The 11,174-nt window shown below is 60.1% G+C and carries 11 protein-coding genes and 2 pseudogenes; 2 read left to right on the top strand and 11 right to left on the bottom strand.

Annotated elements, in window-relative coordinates:
- Positions 1–206 (top strand): annotated as a pseudogene (locus ACXRVY_RS08870) (IS4 family transposase); the annotation flags it as partial.
- Positions 207–403: 197 nt separating this feature from the next.
- Positions 404–1,420 carry an AraC family transcriptional regulator gene (locus ACXRVY_RS08865; protein ID WP_223460819.1) on the top strand — a complete coding sequence of 339 codons (1,017 nt, stop codon included), beginning with the start codon at positions 404–406 and terminating at the stop codon, positions 1,418–1,420.
- A 32-nt stretch (positions 1,421–1,452) separates the two neighbouring features.
- Here the strand turns inward: ACXRVY_RS08865 and ACXRVY_RS08860 are convergent, their stop codons facing one another.
- From ACXRVY_RS08860 to ACXRVY_RS08810, 11 genes and pseudogenes are all read right to left on the bottom strand, one after another.
- Positions 1,453–1,923: an LEA/WHy family protein gene (locus ACXRVY_RS08860; RefSeq protein WP_223460794.1), complete on the bottom strand. Its 471-nt coding sequence runs from the start codon at positions 1,921–1,923 to the stop codon at positions 1,453–1,455.
- A gap of 25 nt (positions 1,924–1,948) precedes the next feature.
- A pseudogene (locus tag ACXRVY_RS08855) lies at positions 1,949–2,292 on the bottom strand (xanthine permease XanP); the annotation flags it as partial.
- Positions 2,293–2,306: 14 nt separating this feature from the next.
- Complete coding sequence (locus ACXRVY_RS08850) at positions 2,307–3,014, bottom strand: HPP family protein (RefSeq protein WP_458237265.1); 708 nt, start codon at positions 3,012–3,014, stop codon at positions 2,307–2,309.
- Between the two features lie 160 nt (positions 3,015–3,174).
- Positions 3,175–4,353: an MFS transporter gene (locus ACXRVY_RS08845; RefSeq protein WP_458237264.1), complete on the bottom strand. Its 1,179-nt coding sequence runs from the start codon at positions 4,351–4,353 to the stop codon at positions 3,175–3,177.
- A gap of 80 nt (positions 4,354–4,433) precedes the next feature.
- Positions 4,434–6,026, bottom strand: coding sequence for an ArnT family glycosyltransferase (locus tag ACXRVY_RS08840; protein WP_223460786.1), 1,593 nt, complete (start codon positions 6,024–6,026; stop codon positions 4,434–4,436).
- A 5-nt stretch (positions 6,027–6,031) separates the two neighbouring features.
- Positions 6,032–7,411: a UDP-glucose dehydrogenase family protein gene (locus tag ACXRVY_RS08835; RefSeq protein ID WP_223460783.1), complete on the bottom strand. Its 1,380-nt coding sequence runs from the start codon at positions 7,409–7,411 to the stop codon at positions 6,032–6,034.
- Positions 7,408–7,809: a 4-amino-4-deoxy-L-arabinose-phosphoundecaprenol flippase subunit ArnF gene (gene arnF / locus ACXRVY_RS08830; RefSeq protein ID WP_223460781.1), complete on the bottom strand. Its 402-nt coding sequence runs from the start codon at positions 7,807–7,809 to the stop codon at positions 7,408–7,410. The genes ACXRVY_RS08835 and arnF overlap by 4 nt, the downstream gene beginning before the upstream one ends.
- On the bottom strand, positions 7,806–8,150 hold the full coding sequence (arnE, locus tag ACXRVY_RS08825) for a 4-amino-4-deoxy-L-arabinose-phosphoundecaprenol flippase subunit ArnE (protein ID WP_458237263.1): 345 nt from the start codon (positions 8,148–8,150) through the stop codon (positions 7,806–7,808). The genes arnF and arnE overlap by 4 nt, the downstream gene beginning before the upstream one ends.
- A complete protein-coding gene (arnT, locus tag ACXRVY_RS08820; protein ID WP_458237262.1) occupies positions 8,147–9,796 on the bottom strand; it encodes a lipid IV(A) 4-amino-4-deoxy-L-arabinosyltransferase in 1,650 nt (549 codons plus the stop codon). The genes arnE and arnT overlap by 4 nt, the downstream gene beginning before the upstream one ends.
- Entirely contained in the window at positions 9,793–10,677 is an 885-nt protein-coding gene (gene arnD, locus ACXRVY_RS08815) for a 4-deoxy-4-formamido-L-arabinose-phosphoundecaprenol deformylase (RefSeq protein WP_223460777.1), read from the bottom strand. The genes arnT and arnD overlap by 4 nt, the downstream gene beginning before the upstream one ends.
- Positions 10,677–11,174: NAD-dependent epimerase/dehydratase family protein (locus tag ACXRVY_RS08810; RefSeq protein ID WP_458237261.1), on the bottom strand; the 498-nt coding region annotated here is incomplete at its 5' end. The genes arnD and ACXRVY_RS08810, both read right to left, overlap by 1 nt.

Below are 11,174 nucleotides of genomic sequence, written 5' to 3'. Positions count from 1 at the left end.
CGGATTACCTGACACTTCAAACGACCTCAGAAACGCTGGCAACACGACTGTTGGCGCTCGCCAGGAATATCAAGCCCAAGCAAGTGGCCAAAAGCCTACGTGGTCCCAAAATCGCCAAACCCAAGGAGTGGCTGGACGGCAAAGCTGCGCATGCTCATGTGTCGACGGATCGGGTGCTCAAGGCCCATAAAGGGAAAACACCTTGAAAGGGCTGGCTGTAAGAGCGGAACCCTAAGCCGCCGTTACCGCAGAAACGGATATGCACACCCTCAAAAATCCATGTCGCCTGCCAAGCAGCCATCGCGAGCAAGCTCGCTCCCACAGGGTTATTCGATCAGCGTTCAGCGGATGGTTTCAGCTAATATGCCCCCCACTCGAACAAGAACAGGGCTTGCCGCGATCCATGTCGGAAAAAGACACCATCTCCATTCAACTGGTGCGTGAAGCACTGTTGCAAAGCTGCGCGCCGGGAATCGCCACGGACGAGGTGTTGATCAAGGTTGGCATCGCCCCGCAGCTGTTGGGCAACACCGGCGCCCGCGTTCCGGCCACGGCTTATGCGCGCCTGTGGCGGCTGCTGGCACGGCGCGGGGACGATGAGTTTTTTGGCATGGACCCACGCAAACTGAAATCCGGCAGCTTTGCGTTTCTGTGTCGCAGCGCCATGCACCAGCCCAACGTGGCGGCGGGACTGGCCAGCGGCCTGGCGTTTCTGTCGTTGATCCTCGAACACCTGCCGGCGCAGTTGGTGCGCCAACAAAGCCTGGCGGAAATCGTCCTTCTCGAGGACGACAAAGACCCGCGTCGGGCCTTCACCTATTTCACTTACTGGATGATCGTGCACGGCGTGGCCTGCTGGCTGGCAGGGCGGCGGATTCCAATCCTGGCCATCGAACTGCGCTGTGCGAAGCCGGATTTCTGCGATGACTATCAGGTGATGTTTTCCGAGAACCTGCGTTTCGACCGTCAGCGCACGCGGATGATTTTCTCCGCCGATTACCTGGATTTGCCAATCAAGCGCAGTGCGGAAGAGCTCAAGCGATTCCTGGCCCATGCGCCGGCGAACATTCTGGTCAAGTACCGCGATCCGCAGAGCCTGGCCAGTCGCATCAAACACGATCTACGCCATCTGCCGGCCGAACACTGGCCGGAAACCGAAGTCCTGGCGCAACGCCTGTGCATGTCGGCATCAACCCTGCGCCGCCGACTGGCCGAAGAAGGGCAAACCTATCAAGGCCTCAAGGACGGCGTGCGCAAGGAGCTGGCGATTGTCTGGCTGGCCGAGCCCGCGATCAGCTTCAGCGAAATCGCCACGCGGCTGGGGTTCGCGGATGTCAGTTCGTTCTACAAGGCGTTTCGCAAGTGGTCGGGATCGAATCCTGGGCACTACCGTAGCCTGATTCTCAATGACGCCGAGTGAATTCAGCGGCGCAACGGTCATCTCTTCGCAGGCTAACGGCTGCCAGTGGTCGATCCTGGCAGTTTGAGTATGCCACTGTCCACGAAACGCATCGTGTTGAACACCCCACCCGAGAGCTTGCCGTGCAGGATGTAGGGCATGTTGTTAAGCGTTTTCATCCGGCTGATGCCATAGGTCTGGCGGATCACCGAAAGTGCCGAAACGCTGACCGGCACGCTCACGACGGTGTCGGAAAAACGCCCGATCGAGCCACTCTCATCGGTGACGCCAGAGGCGAAGGGTTGGCCGTTGATGTCCAGGTCCAGCGCAACGCCGCTGTAGACGAGGGTGGTGTCATTGGGGTTCTGCACGCGGATTTTCACGGTAAAGCGCACTTCCATGCCCTCGCCTTGCAGGGGCTCGATGCCCACGACGTTGACTTTCAACGGGTCTCGATTGGGCAGTGAGGAACAGGCGCTCAGGCAGAGCAGGAGGGAAATCAGGACCGCGTGAACGCTGCGCATGGACGTGCTCTCATCTGAAAAATGGCTAGCGGTTTGACTGTGCGACCACCGCAGCCTTTGCGGGTTCATCCCAGGCGGTCACATCGGGGTTCTGCATCACTTGAAGCACTGGGCCTGCGGATCGAATTCGTCCTCTTCCAGTTCGATGAATGCCTCGGGCAGGAAGATATTAAGAACGATAGCGCACAGCGCGCCGACGGTGATGGGCGATTCGAAAATGTTGTGCAGGGCCTTGGGCAGTTCACGCAAGACTTCCGGCACCGCGGCCACCCCCAGGCCCATGCCGAGGGAAATTGCCACGATCAGCATGTAGCGCCGATGCAGGCCGGCCACCGCGAGAATCTTGATTCCGGCCACGGCAAAAGAACCGCCAAGTCAGTGGCTTACAGTCGTGGAGCGAACACCTCGCCCACGCTGCGGCGTTTGGCGTGCAGCTGGCTGGCCTGGATCAACTGTTCGAGGTCTTCGGGCGTGACGTCATAGAACGCCTCCATGTCAGCCAGCGCCAGTTTCAGGTCTTCGGCGGTGATGGCCTGACGGTCGACCGGCGGGTGATCGGCAGGAATCACGGCTACCGGTTCGCTGGTCCCCTTGGGGTATCGAATGTGGGTCAGGTTGTTGTAGGCCAGGGCGCTGAGCAGCATCGTCGCAGCGCCGAGCATCACCGGCTCAATGGCCTTCCAGTCCATGGCAATGGTCGCCGGATCGGCCAGTACCAGGGTCAGGGCCAATGCACCGGCCGGTGGATGAAGGCACCGCAACCAGCACATCAGGACCAACGCCATGCCCGCGGCCAGGCAAGCGCTACCGAGGGTTCGGCCCAATACATGGGCCACCAGCAAGGCAATCACCGCGGCGCTCAAGTAACCGCCGAGAATCGACCAGGGTTGCGCGAGCGCACCCRAAGACACGGCAAACAACAGCACTGCCGATGCCCCCAGCGGGCCGATCAAGTGCTGGGCCACCTCAATGCCGAACACCTGGCCACAGAGCCACACGCTGAGCAGCGTCCCCAGGGCCATGCCAATGGCGGCGCGGCTCCATTCGGTGGGACGGGTGTTGATGGCGGCGGGCAACCAGCGAGCAAGCATTCCGAGAAAAACTCCGGCAGAAAAATCGAGGCAAAAAAAAGGGCTTGGCTGGGAAGCCCAGAAAGCCCTTGAAGTTGTTCCAACTGTTGGGGGAGGAACGCGCACAGTGTGCCGTTCAATCCAGCTACTGACAAATTCATATTAATGAGCTTTCAGTGCATTAATTTTGCTTTAAGTTGCCCCGTCGGCCGCTGATGTAGCACAGCAAACCGCCCAGGGCCGCGAGTGCACTCAAGGCGTAAAACATTGTCGGCGCCGGGGTGTGCATCAACATGAAGCCGCAAATCACCGGGCTCAACGCACCGCCAAGCGCAGCAAGGTTTTGCGCGCCGTAATAGCTGCCGCGCAGTTCTTCCGGAGCCAGGGTGTCGACGAAGAGAAACTCGGCCGGATAAATAATGATTTCACCGAGGGTGAAGATAAACATCGCCACACACCAGCTCACCAGACTGTCCGCCAGGCTGAAGCCGATCAGCCCGAGGATGAACAGGCCGGTGCCGGCAACGATCCATTGGCGCAGTTGCTCTCGCTTGAGAACACGCCCGATCTGGTACTGCAACAAGATCACACTGATGGCGTTGCACGCGAGCAGGGCGGCCATGATTTCCATGGTGTGCCGGGGATTACTGGTCACCAGCAGGTATTGCGACAGGTAAAACGTAAATCGCCCGTGCACCACCGTGCTGAGCAGGCAGCCAGCGGTGAACAGGATCMGGGTGCGGTCGTTTTTCAGGGTGATCAGGGTTTTGAGAAAACTCTGCGCCCGACCGGTGAGAGGCACACTGGCCGGGTCCCTGGGAACTCCGGTCATCAGGAAAATACTGAAAAAAGCGATGGCCGCAGCGATCAGGAACGGTGCGCTTGCAAAGGCGCCGGCAATCAGCACGCCGAGCATCGGCCCGACAGCGTAGCCAATGTTGGTCAGCGTATAGCTCAGGGAGAACGCCTTGGCGCGCTGACCCACCGCAAGGTTGTCGCTGAGGATCGCTTTCGAACCGATCAGGAACAGCGACGAGGCGGTTTCGGTGACGATCAAGGTGATCGTGGTCAGGTAGAGGTTTTCAGCAAAGGTCAGCAACACCAGGCCGACAGCGCTGGACGCCATCGAGAGAATCAGCAGTCGGCGTTTTTCGAAGCGATCGATGATGTAGCCGCCATACAGGGAGAGCAGGGTGGCGACGAACACCGCAATGCCAAGCAGCAAGCCAACGTCCTGTTGGTTGAGGCCAAGCTTGTCGCTGACGAACAGTGTGAGCAAGGGGCTGGTGATGGCGCGGCTGACGACGATGGTCAGCGAGCAGATCAGCAGGCGGCGGATGAGGGGGGAGTAGGTGGTCACGGGGTGAATGTCCTTATTCGATTGGGCCGGCATCAGCCCAATCGTGAGCGCTACTCCAGCAGTCGGACACTCGGTCGTTGCTACGGGATTTGCTTGAGGTGCAGCAACACGAAATCATTCTTGTCGAACCGCCCGCTCAGTACTGGCGGCAGGGCACCAATAGCCGTGCCTCGCAGTGTCTGGTACACGTTCAGGTCCATCATCAGCCACGCCGGGCCTTTGAGGTTTTCAAGTTCCTGGGGCGATTCGGTGAAAACCGGTTGCAGGTCCTGTTTGATGTTGACCATGAACTTGATGGCCTTGGCATCCTTGCCCATCGCGTGCATCACCAACGGCGCAGGGTCTTTTTGCATGAGCTCGACAGTGGCACGGCTGAAGCTCTGGGTGTCGAAGAGCTGGCGTTGGATGGGCTCGAATTGCAGGATGTAGAACGACCAAAGCGCCAGGACCGCGCAAAGAGCCAATGATTGCGCTCGCCAGCGGGGTCGCTTGAGTGCCGCCAGGGCGATCACTTGTAGCAAGCCGAGAATGATGAATAACGAAGTGAGGTGAGCCACTTCCTCGGGAAATTTTCGCCGTACTACCAGCAATGCCACGATCAACAGGCCCGGGATCAGCAGCCACAGCCCCTGCATCAACCCCCGCAGCCAACCCAGCAATCGACCCTGTGTGGCGTAGAACGGATACGCCGCCACGATGGCCGCCATGGGTAGCATCGGCAGCAGGTAACGGGCCTTTTTCGCCTGGGGGACGGAAAGGCCGATCATCACGATCAGTCCGGCCGCCAGGCAGTACAGCATCAGGCGCAATGCCGGCCCGGACTGTTGTCGGCCAGAGATTCCGACCGCCACCAGCGCCAGCACCGCCAACGGCCACGCCAGTGCATAGTTGCCCATCGAACTGGTGAAGTAATACAGCGTATCGTTGACGCCCTCGCTGCCGTCCATGCGCCCCATGAACTGCATGCGAATCACGTCCTGCAGGAAGGCCGGGCCGCCACTGATGTCCGCCAGCCACAACAACAGACCGATGCACACCGCCAGCAGCAACGCTGCCAGCAATCCGAAGACGATCAGCCGTCGCCATTGGCGATTGACCAGGAAATAACTGCACAGCATCCCCGCAGGAATAACCAGGCCGATTGGCCCACGAATCCAGAAACCCAGCATCAACAAGGCAAAGATCAGAACCCAGCGGCGCGGCGCCGCAAAGTGATCGGCTGTATAGCCCAGGTAAAATACACTGAACGCGACGGCTGCCAGCATCAGATCGAGGGAAACGGCGCGGGTTTCCGTGATGAAGGTGTTGGTCAGCAGCATCAAGGCGATGCTCAGCAGCGCCCAACGCCTGGAATAGGGGGCCAGCAGGCGGTACATCAAGGTGACGATGACCGCTGCGGCGATGGCGCTCGGCAGCCACGCGGTCAGGCTGGTGACCTGGCCGAACGGCAGTGAAAGCAGCCAGATGAATAGCGTTGAAAGTCCCGAATAGTCTGCGTAGGGCTGGCCATAGGTCGTCGGAAAAAACGACGGCCCATTGCGCAGCATCTCCTGGGCGAACAGCACGAAGCGCGAATCGAAACCGATGGCCGCCTGCTGATACATCCCGGCGCAGAACAACAACAGCGCCAACAGACCCAGCGCGAGGGACTGTTGGCGGATGTGAGGGATCATGAGGTTCAGGCGACCACTGATTCGGTTGACCATTGCTGGTAAGGAATCGGCAATTTGCGCGACTCGCCACGGCCAATCGGGAAGTAGGTGATACCGATGCGTGCCAGACGGTCTGCGTCGTACAGGTTGCGGCCGTCGAAGATCACCGGTGCATTGAGCCGCTGCTGGATCAGCTCGAAGTCCGGAGCCTTGAACTGTTGCCATTCGGTGCAGATGATCAGTGCATCGGCACCGGACAAGACCGACTCGGGCGTACCCATGAGCATCAGTTTCGATTCATCGGGATACAGCTTCTGGGTTTCCTGCATGGCTTCCGGATCGAACGCGCGGACATTCGCCCCGGCGGCCCACAACGATTCCAGCAACACCCGGCTCGGTGCATCGCGCATGTCGTCGGTATTGGGTTTGAACGCCAGCCCCCAAACGGCAAAGGTCTTGCCACGCAAGTCGCCCTTGTAGAACGCGTTGATGCGTTCGAACAGCTTGTGTTTCTGCCGCTCGTTGATGGCTTCCACCGCTTGCAGCAGGTCGCTGGAGCAATGGGCCTCTTCGGCGCTGTGGATCAGGGCGCGCATGTCCTTGGGGAAGCATGAGCCACCGTAACCGCAACCGGGGTAGATGAAGTGGTAGCCGATACGCGAGTCGGCCCCGATGCCCAGGCGCACCGATTCGATGTCGGCTCCCAGGTGTTCGGCCAGCTCGGCGATCTGGTTGATGAAGCTGATCTTGGTTGCCAGCATGCAGTTGGCGGCGTACTTGGTCAGCTCGGCACTGCGCAGGTCCATGAACATGATGCGTTCATGGTTGCGGTTGAAGGGCGAGTACAGGTCACGCATCACGTCACGCACTTCGTCGCGTTCACAGCCGACGACGATACGGTCCGGGCGGCGGCAGTCAGCCACGGCCGAACCTTCTTTCAAAAACTCCGGGTTGGAGACGATATCGAACTGTAAAACGCGCCCGGCGTTGAGCAGGCATTTGTCGATGTGTGCACGCAAGGCGTCGCCGGTGCCGACCGGAACGGTGGATTTCTCCACCAGGATCGCCGGTTGCTCGCGATGCCGTGCTACCGCTTCGCCCACCGACATCACGTAGCGCAAGTCCGCCGAGCCGTCGTCCCGGGATGGAGTACCGACCGCGATGAACAGCACCTGGCCGTGCAGGACGGCGAATTTTTCGTCGCTGGTGAACTGCAAACGCTTGGCGTCCAGGCCTTCGCGTACCAGGCTGGCCAGCCCGGGTTCGAAAATACTTACATGGCCCTGTTTGAGCAGTTCGACCTTTTTCTCGTCAACGTCCATGCAGACCACGTCGTGGCCGACTTCCGCCAGTACCGCTGCCTGCACCAGGCCAACATAACCGCTACCAAATACACTGATTTTCATGGAGCACTCCTTAATTCGGGCGCACGAGCAGGTCGAGAATTGATGGTAATGACGCCGAGGATGACCAATGCCACACCAAGGCTTTTTGTAAGGCTGAATGATTCGTTGAACAGCGGCAGGCTGGCGGCCAGCAGGTACACCAGCGCATAGCTGATGCTCAGCAACGAGTAGGCCCGGCCCAGGGGCAGGTCCCGCAGGGCGGCGAGCCAGCAGAGCATCGACAAGGCGTAGGCGAAGATGGCCGCGAGCACCACGGCAACGGCTGTCAGGTCGATGTGGGCGCTGAGCCATTGTTCTGGCTGTGGCAGGTGACTCATGCTCCAGCGCATGCCCAATTGAGCGGCGCTGACCAGCAACACGCTGCCCAGTGCGAAGGTGATACCGCGACTCAGGTTCATGCGTGTTGCCCCAGCAGAGCCACGCCGCCGATCACCAGCGCCACACCCAGCCAGTGGCGGCGGTCGATGGTTTCGTGGAACACGAAACGCGCGACCAGGGTGATCAGCACGAAGTTCAGGCTCAGCATCGGGTAGGCAATCCCGACTTCCAGGCGTTGCAGCACCAGCAACCACACCAGCAGGCCCAATCCCAAAGAGGCCAGGGCCAGCCAAAGCCAGGGCGAGCGCAGTTTGTCCATCCACCCGGAAGGTTTGCCGCGCCAGCTTTCCACTGCATAWTTTTGGGCGATCTGGCCCAGGCAGGTCAACAGACAGGCGACCAGGAGCAATAGCAGGCTCATAGCGTCGCCTGAGGGATAATCAGAATCACCAGGTTGYCTTGTTCATACCGCTTGCCCTCTTTGGGCAACTGTTCGAGTTCGCGCAGCTCTTCTTCGCCCTYGACCCGCATGACCACACCGACCGGGCCAAGCTGGCGAGCGTCGTGCATCCACTGTTGCACCTGGTCGGGGTCGACGCGCTGCTTGAGCGAGTCAKGATAGGCAAGGCCATATTTCAATTCGCCTATCGTGTTGAAAAAAGCCACTTCCGGGCGTTTCACCCGCCAGGACAATGCCGATGCGGCACCCAGATCGTTGCTCAACAATTTGGCACTCTGACCAAGTTCCTGGGCGTGATCGAGGATGAACTGGTCAGGCGTTTTATTGGCGACTACGGAATTGGGCAGTCCGGCAGGCAATAAACCGATGAGCAACAGGCTGCCAAAAGCCGGGGCTGCCCAGCACTGCAACGGGCGGAAGGCCTGCAGCACGTTGGTCATGATCCAGCCGATCAAGCCGATGAACACCAACACCAGGTTGTGCAGTTCATGATCGTAAATCGGCTTTTTCAGTTGCAGATAAACCAGGGCCAGCAGGGTGACCACACCCACCACCARGTTCAGCAGGCCGTTGATGCCCAGGACACGACCTTGCTCCAGCTTCAATCGGTCAGCCAGTGCATGGCCGAGCAACAATGCCAGAGGCAACAGGCACGGCAGGATGTAGGCTGGCAGTTTGCCTTTGCTCAGACTGAAGAAGAACAACGGCATCCATAGCCACAGCAGCAGGAACCCGATATTGGACTGGCGTCGGGTCTGCCAGGCTTGCTTCAGCGCTGGCGGCAGCAAGGCGACCCACGGCATGCTGAATGCCACCAGCAACGGCAGGTAATACCACCATGGCGCATTGTGCTGGGCGTCGTCCCCGGCAAAACGGCGGATGTGTTCGTGCCAGAAGAAAAACCGCCAGTAGTCAGGCTCCTGGGCGTGCACTGCCAGCGCCCATGGCAGGCTGACAGCGATGGCTACCACGACCGCCACCGGGCCGTAGACCAGCAGTTCACGCCAGCGTTTTTGCCAGATCATCCAGGGCAGGGCGATCAACACCGGCAACAACCAGGCCAGGAAGCCCTTGGTCATGAAGCCCATGCCGCAGGCCAGGCCCAGCACCGCCCACGCGATCAGGCGTTGCCCGCGGCTCGTGCTGTCGAGCGCGAACCATAACGCCACCAGGCTCAGGTTGACCCAGAAGGTGAATTGCGGGTCGAGGTTGGCATACCCCGCCGAAGCGGCAATGACCGTGAAGCTCATGTACAGCAGCGCGCAGGCGAAACTCTTGCGCGGTTCGTTCCACATCCGGCGGGCGACCAGGTAGCACAGCAGCACGCTCAAACCGGTGCTCAGTGCCGAAGCGAAGCGCACTCCGAAAAGGTTTTGGCCAAACAGCGCCTGACCGATGGCAATCATCCAGTAGCCGGCCGCGGGTTTTTCGAAATAGCGCACGTCCATGAAATGCGGCGACACCCAGTTGCCGCTCAGGAGCATGCCCTGGCTGATCTGGGCGTAGCGGGTTTCGTCAGGAATCCATAAGCCATGACTGCCCAGTGGCAGCAGGTATGCCAGCGCTACCATGACCAGCAATAACGGCAAAGCCCAGCGTTTGCTCATGCGCCTTGCACTCCCAGCCAGCCTTCGCGACCTTCGAGCGCACCGCGTACCACGCGGCCGATCGGCAAACTGGCGGGGGCCTGGGGCAACAAGTCGCCCAAGGGTTGAAAACGGATGTCTCGCTGATGTGCATCGCTCAGCAGTTGACGGAAATCGTTGGCCATCAGAATCCCTTCTACCTCGGCATGGATCGTATAGACATTGAGTTTTTCCGGCGTGAACCGGTCCAGGATGAACCTGTTGAAATCCTTGGCGGCGACGGTCGGCCCGACCACTTCGTCGAAGGTCGGCAGGTCCACCGGGATTTGTGGTGCACCCAGGTGACCATCGGCCAATCGCGGCTGGAACAGGCTCAGGCCGCGACAATCGCTGTTATAGCGAAAGCCGAAGCTCTGCTTGGCTTCGATCACACGCTCGTCGGCACGCCAGCCGGCGGACGCCGAGCAGGTGATCTTTTCCCCGAGAATGTCGCCGAGGGTGTCCACCCCACGGCGTATCTGTTCGACCAGTTGTGCGTCGTTCCAGCGCCCGGCGTTGGCTTGCCAGCCGTGGTGATCCCAGGCGTGCAGGCCAACCTCATGCCCGGCATCCCGGGCCTGACGCATCAAGTGCCCCAGGTCGCGGCCGATCGGTTTTCCAGGCCATGCGGTGCCGGCCAGCAGAATGTCCCAGCCATACAGGCCGGCTGCGTTGGAACGGAGCATTTTCCAGAGAAACTGTGGACGGATGAGGCGCCACAAGTGGCGCCCCATGTTGTCCGGCCCGACACTGAAGAAGAACGTCGCCTTGATCTGTGCTTCATCAAGGATTTCCAGCAACCGGGGCACTCCCTCTCGGGTGCCCCGGTAGGTGTCGACATCGATCCGCAGTCCCGCCTGCATCAACGCTTGTCCGCGATTTCGAGCATGGCTTCACGCAAGAAGAAGTCCAGGGTGTTGCCAATGGTTTCACTCATCTCCACGGTTGGCGTCCAGTCCAGCAGGCGCTTGGCATTGGCGATGCTCGGCTTGCGGTGCGACACGTCCTGATAACCGGTGCCGTAGAACGCTTTGCTCTCGATGTCGCGGAAACCGGCGAACGGAGGGAAGTTGGCGCGCAGTGGGTGAGCTTCGAACTGACGCAGCAGTTCTTCGCCCAACTGACGGATGCTGGCCTCGTTTTCCGGGTTGCCAATGTTGATGATCTGGCCATTGCAGACATCGTTGTCGTTATCGATGATCCGTGCCAGGGCTTCCACACCGTCGGCGATGTCGGTGAAGCAGCGTTTTTGCTCGCCACCGTCGAACAGGCGAATCGGCGTACCTTCCACCAGGTTCAGGATCAGCTGGGTAATTGCGCGGGAGCTGCCGATACGGGCCGAATCCAGACGGTCCAGGCG

The organism is Pseudomonas sp. P5_A2_2 (genome assembly GCF_054177685.1).
This window is presented reverse-complemented; position numbering and strand designations above follow the sequence as displayed.

Bases quoted from the DNA above. Each gene is read 5' to 3' on its own strand.
- arnD (WP_223460777.1), bottom strand. From the start codon at position 10,677: ATGCAGGCGGGACTGCGGATCGATGTCGACACCTACCGGGGCACCCGA.
- ACXRVY_RS08840 (WP_223460786.1), bottom strand. From the start codon at position 6,026: ATGATCCCTCACATCCGCCAACAGTCCCTCGCGCTGGGTCTGTTGGCG.
- ACXRVY_RS08865 (WP_223460819.1), top strand. From the start codon at position 404: ATGTCGGAAAAAGACACCATCTCCATTCAACTGGTGCGTGAAGCACTG.
- ACXRVY_RS08860 (WP_223460794.1), bottom strand. From the start codon at position 1,923: ATGCGCAGCGTTCACGCGGTCCTGATTTCCCTCCTGCTCTGCCTGAGC.
- arnF (WP_223460781.1), bottom strand. From the start codon at position 7,809: ATGAACCTGAGTCGCGGTATCACCTTCGCACTGGGCAGCGTGTTGCTG.
- ACXRVY_RS08835 (WP_223460783.1), bottom strand. From the start codon at position 7,411: ATGAAAATCAGTGTATTTGGTAGCGGTTATGTTGGCCTGGTGCAGGCA.